We start from the raw sequence: 20,264 nt of genomic DNA, 5'->3' as shown, positions 1-20,264 counted from the left end.
CCCTCAGAGGTGGGAGCCGCCGCCCACGCCGCCATGGGTGCGATTGTCGTCGAGATAGTTGGGGTTCGCCCGGAAACCTGACTGTTGCGCCCCTTGGGCGGCCGGGTTCCACGTCCCACGCGGCGCCGAACTGGGAGAGGATCCCATCATGCTCCCCATGCCGCGCTGCGGGCTCCAGGAGCCGCCCAAGATCGCATTGGTGACGTTCTGGGCTCCCGCGCTCTGCGTGGCCTGCTGACCATTGGTGCGCCAATCCGGGCCAAACAGACCTCCGAAAATCATATCCTGCACCTGCCGCACGACAGGCTTGTTGGGATCAGCGGACATCTGAAAGGAAGAGCTGGGATCGATAGGCATCACATCACCGCCTGTTCATAATTGACGTGTTTGACGCCGCCGAACTCGCGTACCGCCCATGGCTTCACACGCTCGACTTCCTGAGCCAGGAGGCCGATTTCACGGGCGCCACCGATCTCATAGGCATGGAACGAAATGCCGTTCCTGAGCGCGCCCAGGCGCCGGATATTGCGTTTCAATCGGCGATCTGACCGGAGCCAGCCGCCAAGGCCCATGCCGGCAATGTTGCCGAGCGTGCCGAAGATGCCACCCATGCTGGCCGCATTCGCTTGGTTCTGGGCGTTGTAAGCTCCGAGCTGGGCATTGTAGGAATTGTAGACATCACCCTCGTAGTCGGCGGGTTTGATCTGCGTACTCGGCGTCTGGCCATAGGTGGGGTTCGTCACCTGGGAGCCTGACATGAGCGCGTTCAGTTCATTGATCGGCTCCTGGCGCTGCGTCACCATCTGCTGAACGGCCTGTTGGCGCCCGTTGAGCAGCATCTGATTCCACTGATCGCTGTTGCCCTGACCCTGCAGCTTTATGGCGTTGTTGTAGGCCTCCGAGCCAGCCGTGACACCCTGGGCCGCAAGCTGGGCCTGCAGAGCCTGTCCCTGCCGGTTTTGCTGATCGGTGATGCGAGGCGAATAGAGGTCGTAGAGGTGCTGATCGATCGTGGAATCGGACAGATCCAGTGGCGTGTTCAGCAGATCGCCCATCCTCTTAGACTGGTCGACGCCGATTTGAGCAACCGTCTGCTTGGTCTGATTGCTGAGGTCGTAGAGCCTCTGCTGGTCTGGCGAATAGGTCTGCGTCGCCGTGAATTGCGGGATTTCATACTCGTGCCAAGCACCATTCGCATCCTGCATCCGGTACTTGTTCATGCCGGTCTGCGAATAATTCAGGGTGCCCTGCGGCGTGACCTGGTTCGTCTGGTTGATCAGCTGCGTGCCGATCGCGCTCGCGATGTTCTGGCCAGTTTGCGCATTCGCGGTCTTGACCGGATCCGGTGCCGGGGGTGGATCAGGCGCGTCGCCCATTTTGCACCTCTAATTTCAACCAGGGAAAATCTTCGGGCAGCAGCCCGTAAATGATGGCATCCTCATCGCCGTAGCCGCGACGCTTCACGCCTTCGATCTTGAAGCCACAACGGCCGGCCAGACGGTGCACGAGATGATTGCTGACCCGAACCGTCATCGAAACGCGCCGGCATCCGGCCTGCACGAAAGCGTAGTGGGCCAGGGCCTTCATCACCTGCCGGGACAAGATGCCAGGGCCCGCGATCGTCATGTGAATGTCGGAACCGGTCCAGCAATTGAAGACCGCGCCACCGATCAGATCACCACCTCGAGCAACGCCGATCGAGACGAAGGGCGGCGACAAGGTGAAGCCGATCAGATCGCCGACCAACCGGGCCACTTCCACATCGCAGCCCGTGACGATCTCCATCAGAAATAACCGCCGGGCTCATACAGGACGTTCATTTCAGTGATCTTGCAGTTCACGCCGACATTAGGCGTTGCCGGCAAAGCCTTGATCGAGACAGCCGCGGCCATCTGGTAGCCTTCGCCGGTCACGGCAACCCACTTCGCCATCGTATTGTTTTGAGCCGCCCAGCGGGCCGTGCCCCACCGTGCCGAACCCCAGAGAGACCCGCTCAGCACCGGAGACGATTGGGCGGCGGTCGGCGCTACAATGTTATAGTCGACGCAGACGGCCACCTGGGCAGCGATGCCGGGATCCGTGATGAATACCGGGCGCGCCATGCGGGCCGACTTCGTGCGCCCTTTGATGCCCAGATCGTTGAAAGCAGAGATCCATGTCGCGGCGATCGCGGTGTTATTGTCGGCACTGCCGATTTCGGCCTGGAACACCTTGCCGGCGACGTCGCCGAAAAACAGATCGTCGCGCCGGATCCCCCAGGATGAGGCATTGAGCCCGAGATACCGGCACCAGGCACCCGTAAGCACGTTCATCACATACTGGATCGAGGTCACGCCCTCGGCGGTCGGTATGTTGATGATCGCCATGTTGCCCTTGGCATAGCTCAGGATCTGCCATCCGAAGTTCTGGCCGTAGAGGGCGTAGGCGTCTGTGAAAGCCTTTTGGATGTTCCAGGTGAAGGCAGCTCGAGCTGCAGCGGCGCGATCGATATTGATCGCCTGCGAGCCCGGCATCAGACCATCGGAGCACAACAACACCACGTCAGCGCCGATGTTCAGCGTGCAGCGCCTGCCGATCGGCCGGCCGACAACGAAGCGCGCCACTATTGACCATGTGGTACTGCTGGCTGGGTCGGTGCCGGCATAGACGAAAACCTCTCCCTCGGATGAGAGGAAGACGCAGTAATCTTGCGGTCCCTGGCCAGCATCATGCGTCCAGGTGCAGCCGCTGATCAGAGAACCGCCTTTCACCATCAAGGAGCCGAGCGGGAATTTCGTCGCCGCGCCGCCAATGGCGTTCGGGGCGAGATACCAGGCGTCAGCCGTGCCGCTCTCGATAAACCAGAGGCGCTGTTTTGAAGCCCAGACATGAACGAGCGCGTTCGGATTTGCCGGCCCGGTGATTGCCGGCGACGTGCTCCAGTTCGTGCCATCATAAAAGCGCGGGGCATCGAAGCCGTTGACGGCCACCAGAAATTGCCCGCCAGGCGTGGAGAATTCCAGCCACTGCCAGCGATTGTTGCTCAGTCCAGAGACCGCGGCCGATGCGACGTTGCCGCCATTGGTGACGTCGTAGATCTTGTTGCCGACGCAGGCGAACATCTTGGTAGAGCTGCCGCCTTGCCAAACCATGATGGTTTCAACCGGCGTTGTTTCCGGCGTCGTGGCGAAGACCTGAGAACCGGGGCGCCAGCGGAGGCCATCCGGGTCGGGAAAGAAATTATCCAGCACGACAGCCGCTTGCGGGTCCATCATGCTGATCGCCTCGTTCGCAACCCATCCCTTCGTTGAGGCCGGGATGGTGTGCTGGCGAGAGATGACATTCCGACCATTGCCGGGGCGCAGCGGCTTCCTCATCACGGCCCCGGATAGCTGATGATGCCGGGGTACCACGTATCCGCCGGCTCAAGGAGTTGGGTCGTGCTGATTTCTCGCCCGGTGTTCTCCTGGCCGGCATTGGTGTCGAAGGATGCTTCATAGCTGCGGAATTCCTCCGCATAGTCGAGACCCTTGGACCGCTTCCACATCCAGATCGTGCCGAGCATGATAAGGCGCTCGGGAATGATCGAGGTATCGGTGTCGGCGCTCCATTCGAGCTTTCGCGTCACACCGTCCTGATCGAGGATCCAAGGCGCCGTGGCATAGACATAGGTCGCTACCTCTCCGACGCCGAGAACCGGGAAGAACTCGATTTTGTTGTTGATCAAACGCCAGCAGGAAGGCTGCACCGAAACCGGCAACGCCTTGAGGCGCAACAGATCCTCTTCGTTGACCGGGCCTGGCATCGTCAGCGTGGGATAGCTGCTGGAAATGAAGGTATCGGAGGGCGACAGCGTCGCAAAGTTCGCCGGCAAAGGGAACTGTGCGGTTGCGCCATCGCCCGTGAAGGTGGCATTGCTCGATTTCAGATTGCGCCATGTCCAGCGCTCGCGCAGATCGTCGCCTGCGTCCTGGGCGAACGCCACAAGTTGCTGGATGGTCGGATCTGGCGAGCTGAAAGCCGATTGCGGAGGCAAAAGCCCTATCCGCGTGGCGGCCTTCTGGACGATGGACAGCAGGGACATCAGGGAGCGTCCTTCCTGGGTCGACCAGGCCCGCGGCGCTCGTCGTCAGACTGGGATTTGACGAGCGCCGAGAGTTCAGCGAAATCGCTTTTGAGAGTGGCCATTTCATCCTTGAGACGCTGGTTCTCTTCGGCCATTTCGATCGCGAAAGCGTTGTCCGCGGCGTTCTTCAGCCATGCCGACGCCTTGTCGCGCCATTCACGCAAGCCGTGGTGCTTGGACAACTGGGCATCGGCGACGGCTGCCAGTCCTTCCACGTTGAAGATGGCCAGGGCCTCGAATTCCTTGAGCCGGGCCGGCGTCATCAATGGCCACTGCCTGAGCGGGGTGCCGGTGATTTGGTCGGCGTTCTCGCGGTCTGCCTTCCACTTCCCGTAGGCCTCAGCGAAGCGCTCCCGGTAATGGTCGGTAACCGGCGAAGAAATCTGATTGAAGGGGTCGCCAGCGACGAAGATTCGAACGGTCTCGATCTCATCGAAGATCGGGCGCCCAGCCTTTGCGGACGCAGCGGGATTTTCGACCGGCTCCATGTAGAAGATGGGGGTGACGCCCCTATTCATTTCAATCCATTGCTCATGGCCGTTGTGACCGATCGTCATCATCGGGTCGCCGGCATCGCCGAGCATGTCGGTATAGCTCATTGGGGTTTTTCCTGTTGATGGGAAAAGAAAAGAGGCCCCGAAGGGCCTCTCTGGTGTCATCAGCCAACCTGATCAGTTGGTCTTGTCGATGTACGGCCATTTGAAATAGGCCTCGACATAGCCGTTGGCAGTGATCGCCACCGCCGTGCCATTCGCCGTTGCATTGGCGCTCAGCGTGATCGTGTAGTTGCCGGGATTGCCGTTGATCGAGGCAATCGTGGTGGAGCCGGGGATGCCGGTGCCGGCCACGGTCTGACCAGGATAGAGGCCGGCGATGTTCGAGATATTCGTCAGCGTCGGCGAGCCGTTGGTGGTGTTCGCGGTGAACGCCACATTGGTTTGCGCCAGATAGAGGCCGACGATGAGCTTGGAGCCGACAGTTGCCGACGCCGGGGCATTGGCCTGGCCGGCCGTTGCCGTGGTCTCTGCGAGGTTGCCGGCAGCGGCGGCGGAAGCCGCCTTGAGCAGGCTGACGCCCGAGCGCTGAACCCAGATCCCATAGGTGCCCGTGGCCGGGAACACATAGGAGAAGGGAGTGGCGGCGGGATCGCCATACCGGCCGCCCAGATAGAAGGCACCGACAGACTGGCCGCGAACGCCGGCAGCCGTGGTGAGCTGCGCAGCGGTGCCGTTGTTGTCCCACTGGAACAGGTCGCCCTGGTTCACGGTGAGCGGGGCAGAGCCGACAGTGAAGAGGAGAAACACAAACTCCGCTTCCTGATCGCCGCTGACCACTTCGCCAACGCGGAAGGACGGCAGGGGGCCGGACTTGCCGGTGATGTCGAGAGGGCCTTCGGGCGCGTAGAGACGCGGGCCAATGCCCCCATACTGGAGGTATGCAATGGTCATTGTGAGGATCCTTACTGCCAGAGCACGCCCTGGAGGGACAGGTTGTCAGCGGACATGTTGCCCGCCCACGCGTAGATCCGCACCGTGGCGTCCTGATTGGCGTTCTGGCGATTGCCGCCAACCACCTTGAAATTCCGCTGAGTGTGGGGGCGGTATTTCAGGAAGTCGGTGTTCAGGAAGTACATGGTGTTGACGGGGATCTGGCCGTTCTTGCCGCCGTCGAGGATGACATCGACCGACTTGCCGGCGCCGTAGTATTTGAGGCCGGTGAAGCCCATGCCAACCTTGTCCCCGCCGCCATCCGTGATGCGCTGGATGCTCTGCAGGGAGCTCAGATAGGCGAGGTAATAGTTGTTGTCGGCCACGATCAGATTGACGCCGTCCTGATTGCGCTTCAGGCCGATCGTGGTCTTGTTCATGTACTGGACGACGTTGGTCGACGTGACCACGCCCAGCGGATCGGTGTTCGCGTTCACCGACACGTTGCGCCACCAGGGATTTGCAGCGCGATCGATGCCGCCGATCAGGCCCGTGGTCGGCGCTTTGGAGATCAGGGCTGCAAGGCCGGTGATCTGCTTGCCGGACCAGCCGGTACCATCGGAATAGATGCCGGCAGACATCTGGTTCCAGAAAGTATCTTCGGCGCCGTCGACGCGAGCTTCGATGAGGTCGATCATCTGCTCTTCGCCGGTATTCTGGAGCTGCTCCAGGCCGGAAATCACGACTGCAATCGATGCCTGTTTGATGGGGAATCGCGCGGCGGTCATGGTGTCGTTGAGCGTGATGTTCAGGAACTCGTAGCCCGAATAGAACATGAACGTCTGGTTCTGCGCGTAGCGCAGTTCCTCGATGATCTCGCGGCCACCGGAAAAGGGCTTGCGGCTCTTATCCTTCATGTAGGCGAGCAAGGCGTTGTTGTTGGTGATGTTGTCCGACAGCTTCTTGGAGCGGTTCTCCAAGGTGGTCGTGACGACATCGCCCCAGTCAACGGAAGTGACGAGAGGTGCAGGCATCTGCCTATGTCCTTATGATGATACTCAGGCCTCGCCGCGCTGCTCTGCGATAGAGCGCCGGATAGTCTCTCTGAGCGATTCATTGGCGGGTGGCGCGTTGGTCGGGGTCTCACCTCGAGCCGGTGCGCCGGTCACGGCTTTGGAGGCCTGGCGGGCTTGAGCTGCCGCATTGGCCTTTGCCGCGTTTGATGCGGCGGGAGTGGTGGCACGCTCGTTGATGAGCAACTGCCTGACGTCGGGATGCATCCAACAGGCCGTTTCGTAGATCGCGGGAAGGTCGATTTTCTGCCCGCTGGTGTTGGCCTGGTTGATGAGGCTCACCATGATCTCCGACACGTTGTCGGCATACCTGTTCTTGGGATCGGCAAAGAACGTGTCGACGTTCTGAGCCACGGTCTGCCTGTGCTGGTTGGCTCGTTCACTCTCTTGATTGGTGACGATGCTTTTCAGCTGGGCAAGTTCTTGCAGCAGAGCCGGATGGATCTGCATCGCGTTTGGGTCGGCGTCGGTCTGTGGCTGCTGGCCACTACCCAGACGCTGCAGGAGGGCCTGCGCAAACTTTTGCGGATGAATCCCTATATTGCCGGCGAGATGGGCGACGGCAGCAAACGGATCACGCCTGAAAGAATCTTCCCAGTTTGTGTAGTTGGTTAGGGCAGCTTCGAGCGTCGTACGAGCCTGACGCGCCCGTTCAGCAAATGGCTCCAGTCCCTTATATTCCGTGAGCTTGGCAAACCCCTGGTTCACCTCCTGCTCACGCTTGACGATATCGGCCTTTACCTCGGGCGGCAGGCTGTCAAAGGCGGCCTTGCTCTTGGGAGACCAACCGGGAGGCGGCCGGATAGCTTGCTGATCCTCCTGCGGAGTCTCAGGAGCGGCATTGTCGCCCTTCGGGGCATCAGCCGCGCCGGCCTTCTGCTCCTTGCCCTCTTGGGGCTTCTCCTGGGCCTTCTCCTGGCTGGCGAACCGGCCGCTCTCGTCGCGGGCGCGGGCCTGCTTTGCCTCTTCCTGCTCATTGGCAAGGGGAGTTTCAGCCGGGGTTTCCGTGACGGCTGCCCGCTGCTGCTCAATAGCCGCGGTGATCGTCGCACGCAGGTCATCGCCCGCTGGCGTCTCAATGACGCCCTCGTTCAGGACTTCGTCGGTCATGCTCTCTTGGGGGTTGCGCCGCTACCCGTTGATGTCGGGCTGGCTATTCGTCCTCAGGAAGGACAGAGGTCGGAAGAGGATCGGGCTTGTAGCCCTGCTTTACCTTCTGGACTGCCTCGGCAATTTCAGCCTTGGTCACCGGGGGGCGATCGGGCCGGGACGGTTCTTCGCCGGCTTCCATGATGCGAACGCCCTGGTCTTTGTAGGAGCGATAGAGAGCGGAACGGCTGTCGTAGAATTTGCCGTCCTGCATGCTCTTCACGGCGCCGATGTCATCGCGAACGAGCATCGGGCACGGCAGGTCAGAGCGCGCGCCGCGTGAGCGCTCAGGCTTCACCGTCTCGATCGGTATCGACCAATCGATCAGCTTGAAATTGTCGCGGTATGCCTGGTCTGCGTTCATGCTCAGTGCCCCCAAGGCAGTGTCACCGGGACGAACAGGGTTTCGCTGTCCATGACATGGATCGGAAGCGTTCCCAGCGAAGGCACCCAAGCGGCATAGGCCGGATCGTTCAGGAGACGCGCCGGCAACACGAAGAGGCCCACCAGCGTGCCAAAGCCCAGATTGTTGGCCAAAGTGTTGGTGACCACCTGAGGCATTACCGCAGCATCGGGACTATTGAGCGCGGCAGCCGCGTTTTTTTGGTCTGTGTCGAGCACGATGAAGGCTTGGACGGTCATTAGACGTTTGCTCCTATCGCGGTCATGTAGGCCTGGATAGCGGTGTAAAGCTGCCCCTGCATCGTCACGCCAAGGCTTGCTCCAATCGTGGCACAGCCAACTTGATCGGTGGTGAAGCCAAGAGAACCGCCGTCAGATGTAATGAATAGAATGCCGAATTGAGCGGCGTTCGTCGGGGCGGTGCTGGCGATCACCGACGTTCCAACTTGCGCTCCGTTCTTGAACGCCAAGAATTGCGCAGAGGATGCGCGGTCAATGGCATAGAGGCCGGGGTTTGCGGCATTCGCTATTGCCGGTGCCGAACCAGCATCGTTGAGGGCTTGATTAAACTGATCACCGGTGCCGCGTGTTTGTAGGTATGTCGCCGTCGAGCCGGTGAATACTCCCATTTGGATTGAGGCATCGGCCGCGCGCACCGAGCGATTGTAGAAAGAGATATGAGAGCTGTCCTGCTTGAACTTGAGACTGGCTGTCGCTGGAGTTATTCCGGTGACAAGGCTCGATGTCGAGCCGTCGCCAGCGTATCCACGGTCCACGGTGAATGTAGGCGCGTTTATCGCCGTCAGATTGTAGAGGTCCTGTACCCAGTTAAGCCGAGCGGACTGCGCATCATGTGCGGCCGTCACGTAAAGCGCGTCTGCCTTGGCCCATATGCCGCTGGCCTTCAACCCCACGATCGTGGAGTTGATGAGCGCCTTCCGGGTGTTGTCGGGCTGCACGGTCATGCGAGCAAAGAGAGCAGTGGCGGCCGGGTCGAAGAGCGCTGCCGAGAACGTACCGAGGGAATTCCAGTCCGGTGCGCCGTTCGCAATCGCAAAGGCGGCCATCGCCCCGTTGATCTCGGTGTAAGGGGTGCCGAGCTTTAGATTGATATAAGCCAGTAGGCGGCCATTCCAGTCATAGGCAGGCACGCCGGCCAGGTCGAACAGCGCAGACCAGTCGCCGTTATAGTCGTAGGCGGTGCCCGTGGCGGCCCGCACTGAGGCTTGGCGCAGCGCCTGGTTGGACATCAGGGTTGCCCCGTGTTCTTCGGCCGTAGCATCCCGTTCACAGCGTCCTGTGCCACCATGCGGCGCTCGTCCATCAGGACCTGCTGCTCAAGCGTGCGCATTTTGATGGCGTGATCGGCCTGCATGGCCTCCAGGCCCATCTGATGCTCCTGGGCGGCCCGATCCATTTCCATCTTGGTGTGCCCCATCTTGGCCTGAGCTTCGAACTGGGACGTCTGCGCCTCGGTGTTCGCCTTCTGGATCTCCGCTTGCCCCTTGATCTTGGCGGTTTCCATCTTGATCTGCTCATCGGGCGAGGGCTGCGGCGGCTGCTTGGGCTGGCCGGCCATCGCCATCAGCTTGTCAGTGGTTTCCTCGATCACGTTCTGCAGCTCACGAGCGACAGGGAAGGCGCGGACACCAAACAGCAGGAACTGACAGGCCATCGGTGCCAGGTCAGGCTGCTGCTGAACCATCGGCCCCCAGACCGTCATGAACTGGCTCACTGCCTGCAGGAACTCGGTGCGGTCCTGCTTCTCCTGCGTCTCGTCGGCCGACACAGTGCTGTCAGTCTCGATATCGAGGCGGAAGCGGCGAAGAACACCATTGCGGAGCAGTTCCTGAACGTCTTCCTGTGTCGGCCCGAGGTTGTTCAGGACCTGCGGCGGCTGAGGCTGGGGAGGAGGCTGCTGGCCCTGCTGCTGCGCCATCTGAGCTGCCTGCTGCCATTGCGATTGAGCTTTCTGGAACTCAAGCGCGGCCTGCTGCTGCTGCATGGCCACATCCTGCCGAGTGGGAAGCTGCGTTTCCGACACTTCCATCATCGTGGAGAGCTGGAATTGCTCGGCGATGATCTCCCCCGCCATGCTGACGATATCGCGGGCAACCCGGGCAAGCTCCTTCTTGCGATCCCCCATGCGGGACGAGCCGTATTGCGCCTTGAGATTCTGCGCATGCGCTGTCTCGTTCGGATCGGTGTCACCGCGCATCAGGTCGGAAATGCCGGTTATCTCCCGAACATCATCCTTGAGCTGTTTGCGAAGGTTGATGCACTCCACAATGATCTTGGCGACCTGATCGACGGGTAGCCAGACGATCGGCGCCCCGCCCTGGGCCTTGTCGGTGAAAGCCGCCCAAGACTTCACAGCGATCATCTTGTTTTCGACGCCGGGCGTCATTGCACGCTCGATTTCCGGAGCGCCTTCACCCTGCGGCCCAGCCGGATAGAAGCCGATGAGCTTTAGAGCATCGGTCAGGGCCGCGATCCGGTTCGTCAGATCGTCAATTTCCTCGGTCTGATCCTGGTAGAAAATGAAATCCGGGATCGGCTCCAAGCTGTCGTTGGTCAGCGTGCCATAGGCGGGACGAGGTGACGGATAGAAGCCGTTGAGCTTGAGATAGGGCGCACCCTCCTCCAGGACCTCGGCGCATCCCTTGGCAACCCACAAGACGCGCTGGTTCACCTTGTCCCAGATTTCGAATATCTCAGCCTTGCGGGTTTCGCTGTCCGAAGGCTGCCCGTCACTGGTTTCGCGGCTTTCGGAACTGTTGAGCGGCACGGCGCCGGGATAGTCGGGGAACCTCTCCTTGAACTGCTTTCCCGTCAGATAGGCCCGATATGCCAGCCAGGGCAGCTCTTCCCACGTCCGGCCCTTGGGGTGAATGAAATCCTCGCGCTGCACATAGTCCAGCCGGACATTTTCAAAGGCGAGCACTTCCGTAGGGCCTGCCTCTTCGGCCTCGGCACGCTGCTCCTGCGGAGCCTCGGTCAAGCCGTCTTCGACATCAGCCTCTTCGAACACCGCTTCATAGCGCAGCCTGGGAACGCCGCGGGCATAGAGCAAATAGTCGTCGCGGATCTGCTTCAGGAATCGGTCGAAATCGTTGGCGTCGAACTGGAACTGGATTGTCCGCTCGAGCAACTGCGAGGCGATGCGGGCGACAGGGTTGCCAGTGCGAAAACGGGTGTCCACCACCGCCTTGGGCGTCTGGGCATAGACGGCCGGCTTCATGGTCTCGATATTCGACCAGAACAACTGGAACCGCCGACGCTTGGCCGTGCGGCTGCTGTCATACCGGTAGAACCTGCGGATCTTGTTGCACCGCGTGCGGTATGGCTGCATGTCGCGCTGGGCGGCCTCGATCTCCGATAGCCATTTCATGGCCACGGTGCCGGGCTGTTCGCGCGAATTGTAATCGTCTGCCATCAGGCGCGCTCTCTGCGATCTGTCATCAAGTTCGCGTCCTCGTGCAGCTCATCAAATGTCCAGTCGGACAGCCCGAGCTTGGGCTTTTCTTCCTCTGGATCCTTGGGAACCAGCACGTCAGAAATCATGTGCCGGCTCACCGACAGGTACCGGAAAGCGTCGGCGCCATGGCTGGGCCAACCGTGCCAGGGCTTATCCAGCCACATGCCCCGATCGTCCGACCACTCCTTGCGGTAGGCAGACAGGGCCTTGCGGCCTTCGCTTGTCGCGCCTTCGTCAAAGTCGCAGAGCGGCAGCGTGGAGCGCACCGCGTTGATACCGTCATCGATACTGAGATCGGCGCCGATGATGATCTTCAAACCGTGCTGCAAGCCTTGCTCGACACGGCCCAGGCCTGAGCCCCATTCCGTCACGCGGCCATCGTGCGGCCATATCTGCGTGCCGAGCGTCCAGCCGCGCTGCTTGGCCAGATCCTTGATCTCCTTGGCGTGGTGCGGCAGGCCCTCACCGGCCTGCTGGTAATACCCGACAATGCGAATCCGGCCGCCGATGATCTGGAAAAACCAGATCGCCGTATAATCGTGCCTGCCGATATCCCAAGCGCCGTGAACCAGAAACTTCGGATCGGCCGGAAATATCCCGATGCCGCCGCGAAGCTCCAGCTTGGCCAGCTCATCAGCGTAGTAGGCGCCCTCCACAGCCGCCTCGAAAGCCTCTTCCGGTGTCGACGGATATTCCCGCTTCATGTCCGAAAGCTGAGTTTCCGCCTTCTTGACGTACCAGGCTTTCTGCCCTGGCCGCAGGCTGACCACGGTCTTGGCCAGCTTGTCGAAATACTTGGCCATGTCATCGCCGATGACGACGCCGGCCGGGTCAATCTCGTATTCCGGGTTCTTCCACCATGGGAAGAAATGGAATTTGAAATCGAGTGTCGTCAGAGGCGTGCCGGTGCGCTGTTTGGCCTGGGCAATCGTGCACGTCTCGTAATAGTGGCCTTCCTGCCCTTCCGCCGTGCTCTCGACAAAGACAAGCTGGCCAGCCTGCACGGTGTTCAGCGCGCCGGTTCGAACCTCCCTCGCCTTCTCGGGGAACTTCGCGCAGAGTTTTCCGTACTCAGACACATGCAGATATTGCAGCGTGCCGGATCGGAGCGACGTGCCCACCCTCACGCTCGAATTGTTCTTCAGCAACAGTTCCTGCGAGTTGCTGTTGACGATCGGCACCGCGTCTTTGATGCCATCGGGCAGATGATCATAGGGGAGCTTCACCTTGTCCCGAAAGATCGTCTGCGCGTCGCCCAGGGTGTGAGCGATGGTGCCGCACCGGATGTTCGAATTGAACACCGCGGCGTCCAGCATGAAAATCTGAATGAACGTCGTGAAGCCGAGCTGACGCGCTTTCAAGATGACGTTCTGGTAGTGCATCTCCTCGAATAGGGCCTCTTGAGCCCAGTTCATCCGAAACCGGACGCGATGGCCTTCCTTGTCCACGATCCAATAGAGGTTGCTCAGCCTCCAGCGGACGTCAGAGAACTGCTCAACCGCCGCTTGGAAGGCCGCGCGTTGTGCCATCGATCGCTTTCAGCAGTTCAGAGACTTCGCCGCTCACACCGTGTTCAACAGCGGTCTTTTCGCCGTAGACCTTGGGCCGAAGCTTGCCCGCCATCCACCGCCGCGTTTCGATCCGCAATTTGGAGCGCTGGATATTCTCGCCATTCGCTTGCCAGCCGGGATTTTCAGGGTCGTTGCGCCGCATCCAATCGTTGCTGCCATCGTCCGCAATATCCAACGACTCGTCGAAAAGCGCATCCGCCTGGGCCTCCCGCGCGTGGGCGTACTGCTCGCGAAAACTGGCGATCGCTGCCAGCCAACGAAAAACCGTCGACTGTGCCGGCATGTTCCCGTCAAGGCAGATGCTGCGCAGGCTCTCCCCGTTTGCCAGGCGTTCGCAGATGCCGTCGGCTATCTCCTGGGTAAAGCTCGACGGGCGCCCAATCTTTGCAGCGTCGGCAGCGACATCTTGTGTAGAATGCGCATCGTCAGTCATCGAAGCTCGCTCGGTTGATGGAGCGCCTTCTAGTTGGGAGGTTGAATTGAAAAGAGAAGATCTGACTGCTGAGCAGCTGAGGTTGCTTCAGCGAGTGGTGAACGGCACAGCTCAGCTTAACGTCGACTACCAGACCCTTGAGGAGCTGCGAGCGATGGGCCTTGTGGAACAGAAACTTGGGGGCACCGGCCCGACTGCAGCTGGCAAAGCGTTGCTATTTGTTCGTCGCCCAGTCGGTCGCCTGTAACGCCATCTGATTTGTATGAAAATCTATCGTGTTAGAGACCCGATATGCTCCATACAATTTCGCGAGATTTCCTTCAGTTTCTGCTGAAGCGGCATGATTTTTATGTGGAGCAGGTCAACGCCAGGGTTTTGTCTCACTTTGCCAATATTGACGCAGAGGCAGACGATATCGTTGATGCAGAATATAATCGTGCGGCGTCTGCCCTCTACGCTGTCAGCGAAAACCATCCTGCCGATATAGCAGACGCGGCTAGAGGTGCCGCGTACGAGTATTATGGCCTTCTACAAGACCTTCGAAAACAGACTCTACTTGGAGCGCTTGCCGGCTGCTTTCATCAGTGGGACAAGCACTTACGAGATCTAATCGAAAGAGAGCTTCATTGGCATTATTCGGCCAAGGACGTCGAGAAAATTTCATGGGAGACGAATGCCAAAGACCTATTCGACGTCTTAAATCAACTCGGCTGGGATGTAACCACAGAGAGTTTCTACCCGAAGATTGAGGCCTGCCGACTTATCGTAAACGTCTACAAGCACGGACAGGGAAAATCTCTCGACGAGTTGGCTTCCAGGTATCCAGTTTATCTGAAATCACCCGGTGGGGTACCATTGCCAAGCAGCTTTGGACCTCCCCGCCATGAGTATCTTGAGATTTCAGAGTCTGAGTTTCAGGATCTCACTGGCGCCATGCGGTCATTTTGGCTGAAGTTTCCGGCAACCCTGCAGTTGCCGTGACGCCGGAAGGGCGCCCATTCATATTCCCGGCGCAAATATCCTCAGGTACCATTAGAGACGATGAATTTCTGACATGGGGGTTGTCAAGCCTAGTCGACGCCAACCCTTAGAAATATCCGGTAAATTGCCGTGAGGCCGATACGCAGATCGCTGTACATGTGATGCAGGTTTGGCGTCTGGCGATGAAGGATGTGATCGAAGGCGGAAATGATCGGCATGCGGGCGATCGTGGACGCCACCTGCAGGCAGTTCATGATCTCGTCCCACTTCAACATTGTGCGCCTGCACCACCGGGCATACGCCTCCGGATCGCCCTCTTCCGGCAGGACGACACGGTTCGATACGGCGCCGGGCGCTACAATCGCCTGAAGGTATTCATTCCGCTTGCCCAGATACCATTCTGCTGCCTGGAATTGATCTTTGTTCAGTTCGCCCTGGATCCGCAGCCATCCCTGCGTGGTGCCGACATTGGGCTTCCCCAGTTCGGGCCGGCCATCCACCAAGCTTTCAGGCAATCCCGTCTGGCGCATGCGGGCTGAAATCATCACGGCCTTGATATCCTTCTCGCGTTCGATCCTGGCTGGCTTCGAGCGCGACAGGCGCCCATTCGGTTCCCGAATGCCAAGCTGTCGTTTGCGTCCTGCACGAGCCATGGATCACCTCGTTTCATAATCGGTGGAGACGTAGCGGCGCTTCTCAAGGTCGTAATTCAGTCCGACCTTGCAGACGTAGCCCAGCTCTTCGAAGCGAGCTTTCCGCTGGTAGAGGTCTGCTTCCGTGCAGCGCTTGCCGTCCTTGAAGAAGTCAGGCCGGTGTACGACAAATCCCTGATCCACCCTGTTGAACCAGTTCATGGAGCCCGAGATGTCCTCCAGTTCCGGCGGTTCTTTCCTCAGGTGGCCATCGCGTTTGGACGGGTGCGCCAGAATCTGGACATGGCAGTGCATGTCTCGAGCGAACTGGATGACCGCGTTGAGACAGCGCCCGATGTAGTCGGTCTCGCTCTCCCGCCCTTCTCGCTTGTGCTCCATGCGGTTCCAAGGATCGACCTGGATCGCTTTGACGCCGTAGCGCACAACCGCGACCTCGGCGCGATCGAGGAGCCAGTTCAGATCCGGCTGCCCTTCGGGGTGCTTGAGGAACACGTAATGATCGTCAATGAAGCGATCGGCCGCCGCCATCATCCGGCCATCCATGTTCATCTCAGGGACGAGGCTGTGCAGGGTGCGGATCTGCCGGCGAAGGTGGGGCTTTTCGCCGGTCTCGAAAGACGCCATCGCCATGCGGAATCCGTATTTGCGCACGATCTGGAACCAGATCTGAGCCCATAGGACCGTCTTGCCGTGGTTGGGCAGACCCGTGACGACACTGAGCATGCCGGGCGCGAGCTTGATCTTGTTTTCCCACTCGTCGAAACCGGGCGACCAGGTGAAGATCGGCGGCGGCTCCGGGATCTCGCTCATGAGATACAGACCGTCTACCGGCCAAGGCAGCGAGCCTTGTTCGACCATTTCGCGAAGCGCATCGGCGCCGTCGCTCAACAGGAAATCGTTGGCGTCCTTCACCCCGTCCGGCCATTCGAGGAAGTGAAAGCGAGCCTGCCCGAGGATCTTCGCCATGATGCGGCGCAGGATCCGTCCGGGGCCGTCACTGTCGCCGCACCAGACGAATTTCCGAACCTTGTTCAGGCCCATCGCAAGCGCATCGAGAACGTACCCGAAACCGTCAGTGCTCTCCTCGTCCTCCTCGCGCAGCTTCTCAGGCGCGCCACCAGGGACAGACAGCACGCGATTGAGGGAGATGCCGGCCTCGATCAGCGATGCCGCGTCGAACTCCCCTTCCGTGATGTAGACGACGTCGAGTGGACCGTTCAGCACGTTGTCGAGATTGAAGAACGAAGCCTTGGCGTCCTTCTGCGACACAAAGGTTTTTTCCGAGAGCGCCCTCGCCTTCCAGTAGGTTCGCTGGCCGCCGACGAAGTAGGGCCAGAAAAGCGCCTCGTCCCGCCGCTCAATGCCCGGGAAAAAGGTTGTACCGGACTCGGCGTTGAGCCGATCCAAAGTCGCTGAACTGATACCCCTGCTCGTGGCGTAGGCCGTTGCCGCTGCGCTGCGTTTCGAAGAATTCGCCGCCGTTCCATCCGCAGTGGTGGCAGTACCACTGGGCGCCGCTCCCATCGACCTTGACGGAGAGGCACCGGTCGCGCTTGCGCTTCCGTTTGGCGCTGCACTCGGGGCAAACTGTTCTGAAACGTCCATTGCGGTTTGACCTGGCCTGAATGTGATGTTCTCGGAAAATCTCGTCGACGTTGCGCGCTACCATCCGGTCAGCCTCCCCTCGTCGTCGTAGGTGTTGCCGCGGGATGCCCATTGGTTCGGGCCGATCGGCGTGACCGTCTCGCCTGCCTCTCGCCATTCGCTCACCCAAGGAGGGACCTTTTTGCCGTTCTTGGCCTGGGTGATCTGCTTGGCCCTGGTGACGCCGGCCTCATCCTCAAGCTCTCGGATGGTGGCGCCGAAATAGGTCGAAGGGTCTTTTGCCTTCAGGCAGCTCTGCACCAGCCGCGTGGCTGCCGGCATGGTGGTTGCCCCAGCGTGGGCGAGCTTCAGGAGTTTGCCGAGGCGTGACCGGACGATGCCCTTCGCCTCGCATTCCTTGGCCAGGGACCAGAACAGATCTTCGTCGGACTGTTCTTCGGGCAAGGCGGCCGCAGGCTGGGCAGGCGGCACCTCGGAGGTTGATACGCTAGTATCAACCGTAGAGGTGGAACTATCTAATCTAGCTTCTGGAATATGGTACGCGGACGTGCGCGTACTATGGGCTTTATCCTCCCCCTTATCCCCTTCATCGTCTTGGGGGTTAACCCCTCCGTTAACCTGAGGGATAAGGTTCGGGTTGCCTCCCCCTTTACCGTTGTTTCTGTCGCGCTCCGCTTTCTCGATATCCCGCACCATGCGCCGGCTATAGATCGCGCCGTCTTCGCTCACGCTGTAGACTGCTGCCTCCTGCAGCTCCGCGAGGAGAGCAGAGCATTCCTTCAGGCTGATGCCGGCCAGCGATGCCAACTGCTTGGGCGTAACCGCTCGATCATTCACCAGCAGATGCCCGCGCTGGCTGGACTCCCACATCAGGCAAATGACTTCCATCCACAGGCCGCGCGCCGCGATGCTGCACATGCGCAGCTTTGGATCTGCCCGCCAGTCGGTGGGGTAGAATTTCAGCCAGGGGCTTTTGCGTTCAGTCTTTGCACTAGCCATTGCTGAGCCCTGCCGCCGCCGCGATGATGCGGCCAGTCTGAAAATCAATGATGGAATTGATGGCCTGATCGGCGCACAGGCCGACGGCCGCGGTGATCTCCGTGCCGGTGAAATGGAAGGCGCCGATGCCGTGGGCGCGCAGCTGGTTGGCCCATTGGAAATAGTCGTCGATCTCTGGCGATGTCTTCTCATTCCAGCCCACGGGGTCGATCGTCACGGCTAGAGAGAAATCTGCGCCGTGAAAGGTCATGCTCACCAACAGGTCGGCATTTCGGTCGCAAACCAATCTGTTGCGCTCGATCACGATCGTGTCGTTGCCCCCGATCCGGTTCGAGACCTCATAGCCAAGGTCAAGCGCCAGTTCGCGAAGGCACGCCCGGAAAGCATGGACGAGATCAGACTTCTGGAGGCTCGGCATCGTCATTCGGCAGATCCCCTCTGCCGGGTGAGGTCCTTGATCGCCGTCCGAGCCTTCTGAAGCGCAGTCTGAGCCGTCGATATTTCATCGCGACCAGCGCCGACACCGCATTGCTCAGCAAAAGCAACCTCTGCCTCCAGAGCGCGGATTTCCTTTTGAAGCTCACGTATCACGGCTCCTTGGATGCGAACGAAAAGGCCAACGGAAATGCCCTTGCGCCGGCCGCGCCGGATGTTCTCAAGCGTACCTGAGCCAGCGCCGATGGCGCGCGCTGCACCATCCCGACCTCGCAAATCTTCTAAACGCCCAACGAAACTGCGGGCAGCATCGTCAAAATCGACAGCTGTCGCGGCACTCATCTTTTCGGCCTCGTTTGGAGAAAATATCCGGTTCTCGTGGATGAACTCGCGCGGCATCTCGTGCTCCTGTTGCGGGGCACGAGTCCGGCCACTGATGCCGGGATTGAGGATGGTCGAAGGCACTGCGCGGCGACCGCCAAGAAGACGCGCATGCCAAAGGAGAAACGATGGAAGGGATCTGGGAACTGACGAGCCGCATCATCAAGCGGCTCAAAGAAGAGCGACGGAGAGCAAGGCGGCCAGCATTGCGCCGGCTGCCCACGCGCCGCTATCGGCATCCGCCTGCGGACGGCAATCGATGATGGCGCTACCGTACAGCCGCTGATCGTGGTGGCAGTGAAGGTCATTCGACCTTTACTCCGCGCGAGCTGAACGCGAGATGTTTAGGATTAACTGTGAGAAAATCCGACAGCGTGATCGGCAAGCCCGAGGTCAGAGCCGTTTCAAGAATTAGCTCGTGATGGCGCGGATGTATGTATCCCGATTGCTTCCACCGCTGCACCGTCGATTTTGAGATTGAAAGCGCAGTTGCTGCGGCTGAAATCCCCCCAAATCTACCGATAATTCGGTCGGCCTGCGTCTCGCCAATCATGCAAATCTCGCCTCATTTCAAAATTGCACGCCATTAGCGTATGTATAACACACGCAATGTGCGTACAGCAAGGACGTAGCGCCAGAAAGATGGATGTGGCACTAGATATGCTGGAAGCGTACGAAATGAGAGGACAAGCCAGTGACGAATACCCCGCCATCCGCGGCAGAGAAATTAAAGGCGCTTCGCGAGCGCGCTGGTTTCTCAATGGGAGAGATCGCGCGCATGATCGGTTATCGGACTCCGTCAGGCTACCAAAGGCTTGAGGACCAGTCTTCTTATCCTGACGAATTGCCGTTGCCCGCCGTCCGCAAGGTGGCGACGGCAATAATTGGACGGGGCGAGCCGCCGATACGAATTTGGGACATCGCGCCTTTGCTCGGCATTTCAGTTGCTCGTTGGACACTCAACGAGGCAATCGCGATGCATCGGCTGCTCAACATCCCTGTGGGCGATGACCTCACAGACCTTCAGATGAGCCTGTCTAATTATTCGCAAATCCGCGTAATAGGAAATGTGCAAGCTGGGGCCTGGGTTGAGGAAGCTCTCGTTGGAATATATGACAATTTCTTGCCTATCGGCCCTGATATACGATTTCTAGATCGAGAACAAATAGCCTATGAAGTTGTCGATCATTCATTCGATGTAATGTTTAATAAAAATGACTATGCGATTTGCGTTGTAAATCCATTTACGCATGTATTATCAGACGGACAATACGTCATAATCCATCGCGTGCGCGGTGGTGTTGCAGAAACTACTATACGCACTGTGAGATTGACACCAAATGGTGCTCAATTCAGCCTTAGCAGTACTCAGCCGGAACTCGGAGATCGCCGAGCGACCATCGAAGGACGACCTGAGGTAGTGCGCCTACCTGACGGAGGATCGCTTCCGTTCAAAGAAGTCGGAGTGTCAGAGCCCACTGATATTTTCATAGGCGGCACCGTCATAGGCGGATATCGCCATTTATGAACGCCTTTTGCGTTTGACATCCTACGCAATAAGCGTACGCTCTC

At 59.6% G+C, this 20,264-nt stretch carries 24 protein-coding genes; 2 read left to right on the top strand and 22 right to left on the bottom strand.

The genetic code is table 11. The annotated features are described in order from the left end of the window. Positions 1 to 3: 3 nt before the first annotated feature. The 15 genes from ACR9ZN_RS29495 to ACR9ZN_RS29425 all read right to left on the bottom strand — a co-directional run bounded on the left by ACR9ZN_RS29495 (position 4) and on the right by ACR9ZN_RS29425 (position 13,638). On the bottom strand, positions 4 to 357 hold the full coding sequence (locus ACR9ZN_RS29495; protein WP_481273887.1) for a hypothetical protein: 354 nt from the start codon (positions 355 to 357) through the stop codon (positions 4 to 6). Next, entirely contained in the window at positions 357 to 1,376 is a 1,020-nt protein-coding gene (locus tag ACR9ZN_RS29490) for a tail fiber domain-containing protein (RefSeq protein ID WP_481273886.1), read from the bottom strand. The genes ACR9ZN_RS29495 and ACR9ZN_RS29490 overlap by 1 nt, the downstream gene beginning before the upstream one ends. Beyond that, on the bottom strand, positions 1,360 to 1,785 hold the full coding sequence (locus ACR9ZN_RS29485) for a GNAT family N-acetyltransferase (RefSeq protein WP_481273885.1): 426 nt from the start codon (positions 1,783 to 1,785) through the stop codon (positions 1,360 to 1,362). The genes ACR9ZN_RS29490 and ACR9ZN_RS29485 overlap by 17 nt, the downstream gene beginning before the upstream one ends. Then, a complete protein-coding gene (locus ACR9ZN_RS29480; RefSeq protein ID WP_481273884.1) occupies positions 1,785 to 3,356 on the bottom strand; it encodes a hypothetical protein in 1,572 nt (523 codons plus the stop codon). The genes ACR9ZN_RS29485 and ACR9ZN_RS29480 overlap by 1 nt, the downstream gene beginning before the upstream one ends. Continuing rightward, on the bottom strand, positions 3,356 to 4,063 hold the full coding sequence (locus ACR9ZN_RS29475; protein ID WP_441771229.1) for a phage adaptor protein: 708 nt from the start codon (positions 4,061 to 4,063) through the stop codon (positions 3,356 to 3,358). Before ACR9ZN_RS29475 ends, ACR9ZN_RS29480 begins: the two co-directional genes overlap by 1 nt. Beyond that, on the bottom strand, positions 4,063 to 4,704 hold the full coding sequence (locus tag ACR9ZN_RS29470) for a hypothetical protein (protein WP_481273883.1): 642 nt from the start codon (positions 4,702 to 4,704) through the stop codon (positions 4,063 to 4,065). The genes ACR9ZN_RS29475 and ACR9ZN_RS29470 overlap by 1 nt, the downstream gene beginning before the upstream one ends. A 72-nt stretch (positions 4,705 to 4,776) precedes the next feature. Beyond that, positions 4,777 to 5,553, bottom strand: coding sequence for a hypothetical protein (locus tag ACR9ZN_RS29465; RefSeq protein WP_481273882.1), 777 nt, complete (start codon positions 5,551 to 5,553; stop codon positions 4,777 to 4,779). An 11-nt stretch (positions 5,554 to 5,564) separates the two neighbouring features. Continuing rightward, positions 5,565 to 6,566 (bottom strand): phage major capsid protein, encoded by a 1,002-nt coding sequence (locus ACR9ZN_RS29460; protein WP_481273881.1) that lies wholly within the window; start codon positions 6,564 to 6,566, stop codon positions 5,565 to 5,567. A gap of 24 nt (positions 6,567 to 6,590) precedes the next feature. Further along, a complete protein-coding gene (locus ACR9ZN_RS29455) occupies positions 6,591 to 7,715 on the bottom strand; it encodes a hypothetical protein (RefSeq protein ID WP_481273880.1) in 1,125 nt (374 codons plus the stop codon). Positions 7,716 to 7,758: 43 nt separating this feature from the next. After that, positions 7,759 to 8,118: a hypothetical protein gene (locus ACR9ZN_RS29450; protein WP_481273879.1), complete on the bottom strand. Its 360-nt coding sequence runs from the start codon at positions 8,116 to 8,118 to the stop codon at positions 7,759 to 7,761. A gap of 2 nt (positions 8,119 to 8,120) precedes the next feature. Then, positions 8,121 to 8,396 (bottom strand): hypothetical protein, encoded by a 276-nt coding sequence (locus ACR9ZN_RS29445; protein WP_481273878.1) that lies wholly within the window; start codon positions 8,394 to 8,396, stop codon positions 8,121 to 8,123. After that, the gene (locus ACR9ZN_RS29440) at positions 8,396 to 9,406 is read right to left on the bottom strand and encodes a hypothetical protein (protein WP_481273877.1); all 1,011 of its coding nucleotides are present in this window, start codon (positions 9,404 to 9,406) and stop codon (positions 8,396 to 8,398) included. The genes ACR9ZN_RS29445 and ACR9ZN_RS29440 overlap by 1 nt, the downstream gene beginning before the upstream one ends. Beyond that, on the bottom strand, positions 9,406 to 11,592 hold the full coding sequence (locus ACR9ZN_RS29435; RefSeq protein ID WP_481273876.1) for a hypothetical protein: 2,187 nt from the start codon (positions 11,590 to 11,592) through the stop codon (positions 9,406 to 9,408). The genes ACR9ZN_RS29440 and ACR9ZN_RS29435 overlap by 1 nt, the downstream gene beginning before the upstream one ends. Further along, entirely contained in the window at positions 11,592 to 13,163 is a 1,572-nt protein-coding gene (locus tag ACR9ZN_RS29430) for a terminase (protein WP_481273875.1), read from the bottom strand. The genes ACR9ZN_RS29435 and ACR9ZN_RS29430 overlap by 1 nt, the downstream gene beginning before the upstream one ends. Beyond that, on the bottom strand, positions 13,129 to 13,638 hold the full coding sequence (locus ACR9ZN_RS29425) for a terminase small subunit-like protein (protein WP_481273874.1): 510 nt from the start codon (positions 13,636 to 13,638) through the stop codon (positions 13,129 to 13,131). Before ACR9ZN_RS29425 ends, ACR9ZN_RS29430 begins: the two co-directional genes overlap by 35 nt. 291 nt (positions 13,639 to 13,929) lie before the next feature. On the opposite strand from ACR9ZN_RS29425, the gene ACR9ZN_RS29420 reads away from it, so the two are divergent. After that, positions 13,930 to 14,619, top strand: a complete 690-nt coding sequence (locus ACR9ZN_RS29420) for a hypothetical protein (RefSeq protein ID WP_481273873.1) — start codon at positions 13,930 to 13,932, stop codon at positions 14,617 to 14,619. Positions 14,620 to 14,708: 89 nt separating this feature from the next. Here ACR9ZN_RS29420 and ACR9ZN_RS29415 read toward each other — a convergent pair whose 3' ends face one another. The 7 genes from ACR9ZN_RS29415 to ACR9ZN_RS29385 form a co-directional block, all read right to left on the bottom strand. After that, positions 14,709 to 15,272: a hypothetical protein gene (locus tag ACR9ZN_RS29415; RefSeq protein ID WP_481273872.1), complete on the bottom strand. Its 564-nt coding sequence runs from the start codon at positions 15,270 to 15,272 to the stop codon at positions 14,709 to 14,711. A gap of 3 nt (positions 15,273 to 15,275) precedes the next feature. Continuing rightward, positions 15,276 to 16,679 (bottom strand): DnaB-like helicase C-terminal domain-containing protein, encoded by a 1,404-nt coding sequence (locus tag ACR9ZN_RS29410; protein ID WP_481273871.1) that lies wholly within the window; start codon positions 16,677 to 16,679, stop codon positions 15,276 to 15,278. Then, positions 16,630 to 16,941 (bottom strand): hypothetical protein, encoded by a 312-nt coding sequence (locus ACR9ZN_RS29405; protein WP_481273870.1) that lies wholly within the window; start codon positions 16,939 to 16,941, stop codon positions 16,630 to 16,632. Before ACR9ZN_RS29405 ends, ACR9ZN_RS29410 begins: the two co-directional genes overlap by 50 nt. Continuing rightward, positions 16,935 to 17,876, bottom strand: coding sequence for a hypothetical protein (locus ACR9ZN_RS29400; protein ID WP_481273869.1), 942 nt, complete (start codon positions 17,874 to 17,876; stop codon positions 16,935 to 16,937). The genes ACR9ZN_RS29405 and ACR9ZN_RS29400 overlap by 7 nt, the downstream gene beginning before the upstream one ends. Further along, positions 17,869 to 18,180: a hypothetical protein gene (locus ACR9ZN_RS29395; RefSeq protein ID WP_481273868.1), complete on the bottom strand. Its 312-nt coding sequence runs from the start codon at positions 18,178 to 18,180 to the stop codon at positions 17,869 to 17,871. The genes ACR9ZN_RS29400 and ACR9ZN_RS29395 overlap by 8 nt, the downstream gene beginning before the upstream one ends. A 116-nt stretch (positions 18,181 to 18,296) precedes the next feature. Further along, complete coding sequence (locus ACR9ZN_RS29390) at positions 18,297 to 18,710, bottom strand: hypothetical protein (protein WP_481273867.1); 414 nt, start codon at positions 18,708 to 18,710, stop codon at positions 18,297 to 18,299. A gap of 286 nt (positions 18,711 to 18,996) precedes the next feature. Continuing rightward, on the bottom strand, positions 18,997 to 19,245 hold the full coding sequence (locus tag ACR9ZN_RS29385; RefSeq protein ID WP_481273866.1) for a carph-isopro domain-containing protein: 249 nt from the start codon (positions 19,243 to 19,245) through the stop codon (positions 18,997 to 18,999). 141 nt (positions 19,246 to 19,386) lie between these two features. On the opposite strand from ACR9ZN_RS29385, the gene ACR9ZN_RS29380 reads away from it, so the two are divergent. After that, the gene (locus tag ACR9ZN_RS29380; RefSeq protein WP_481273865.1) at positions 19,387 to 20,220 is read left to right on the top strand and encodes a helix-turn-helix domain-containing protein; all 834 of its coding nucleotides are present in this window, start codon (positions 19,387 to 19,389) and stop codon (positions 20,218 to 20,220) included. Positions 20,221 to 20,264: the final 44 nt, after the last annotated feature.

The organism is Labrys sp. HAY1-8F (assembly GCF_056754975.1).
Note: the sequence above shows the minus strand (reverse complement) of the source record. Positions and strands in the feature narration are given on the sequence as shown.

Coding starts and splice junctions, on each gene's coding strand:
- ACR9ZN_RS29495 (WP_481273887.1), bottom strand. CDS start 357: ATGCCTATCGATCCCAGCTCTTCCTTTCAGATGTCCGCTGATCCCAAC.
- ACR9ZN_RS29490 (WP_481273886.1), bottom strand. CDS start 1,376: ATGGGCGACGCGCCTGATCCACCCCCGGCACCGGATCCGGTCAAGACC.
- ACR9ZN_RS29485 (WP_481273885.1), bottom strand. CDS start 1,785: ATGGAGATCGTCACGGGCTGCGATGTGGAAGTGGCCCGGTTGGTCGGC.
- ACR9ZN_RS29480 (WP_481273884.1), bottom strand. CDS start 3,356: ATGAGGAAGCCGCTGCGCCCCGGCAATGGTCGGAATGTCATCTCTCGC.
- ACR9ZN_RS29475 (WP_441771229.1), bottom strand. CDS start 4,063: ATGTCCCTGCTGTCCATCGTCCAGAAGGCCGCCACGCGGATAGGGCTT.
- ACR9ZN_RS29470 (WP_481273883.1), bottom strand. CDS start 4,704: ATGAGCTATACCGACATGCTCGGCGATGCCGGCGACCCGATGATGACG.
- ACR9ZN_RS29465 (WP_481273882.1), bottom strand. CDS start 5,553: ATGACCATTGCATACCTCCAGTATGGGGGCATTGGCCCGCGTCTCTAC.
- ACR9ZN_RS29460 (WP_481273881.1), bottom strand. CDS start 6,566: ATGCCTGCACCTCTCGTCACTTCCGTTGACTGGGGCGATGTCGTCACG.
- ACR9ZN_RS29455 (WP_481273880.1), bottom strand. CDS start 7,715: ATGACCGACGAAGTCCTGAACGAGGGCGTCATTGAGACGCCAGCGGGC.
- ACR9ZN_RS29450 (WP_481273879.1), bottom strand. CDS start 8,118: ATGAACGCAGACCAGGCATACCGCGACAATTTCAAGCTGATCGATTGG.
- ACR9ZN_RS29445 (WP_481273878.1), bottom strand. CDS start 8,396: ATGACCGTCCAAGCCTTCATCGTGCTCGACACAGACCAAAAAAACGCG.
- ACR9ZN_RS29440 (WP_481273877.1), bottom strand. CDS start 9,406: ATGTCCAACCAGGCGCTGCGCCAAGCCTCAGTGCGGGCCGCCACGGGC.
- ACR9ZN_RS29435 (WP_481273876.1), bottom strand. CDS start 11,592: ATGGCAGACGATTACAATTCGCGCGAACAGCCCGGCACCGTGGCCATG.
- ACR9ZN_RS29430 (WP_481273875.1), bottom strand. CDS start 13,163: ATGGCACAACGCGCGGCCTTCCAAGCGGCGGTTGAGCAGTTCTCTGAC.
- ACR9ZN_RS29425 (WP_481273874.1), bottom strand. CDS start 13,638: ATGACTGACGATGCGCATTCTACACAAGATGTCGCTGCCGACGCTGCA.
- ACR9ZN_RS29420 (WP_481273873.1), top strand. CDS start 13,930: ATGCTCCATACAATTTCGCGAGATTTCCTTCAGTTTCTGCTGAAGCGG.
- ACR9ZN_RS29415 (WP_481273872.1), bottom strand. CDS start 15,272: ATGGCTCGTGCAGGACGCAAACGACAGCTTGGCATTCGGGAACCGAAT.
- ACR9ZN_RS29405 (WP_481273870.1), bottom strand. CDS start 16,941: ATGGTAGCGCGCAACGTCGACGAGATTTTCCGAGAACATCACATTCAG.
- ACR9ZN_RS29400 (WP_481273869.1), bottom strand. CDS start 17,876: ATGGCTAGTGCAAAGACTGAACGCAAAAGCCCCTGGCTGAAATTCTAC.
- ACR9ZN_RS29390 (WP_481273867.1), bottom strand. CDS start 18,710: ATGCCGCGCGAGTTCATCCACGAGAACCGGATATTTTCTCCAAACGAG.
- ACR9ZN_RS29385 (WP_481273866.1), bottom strand. CDS start 19,245: ATGATTGGCGAGACGCAGGCCGACCGAATTATCGGTAGATTTGGGGGG.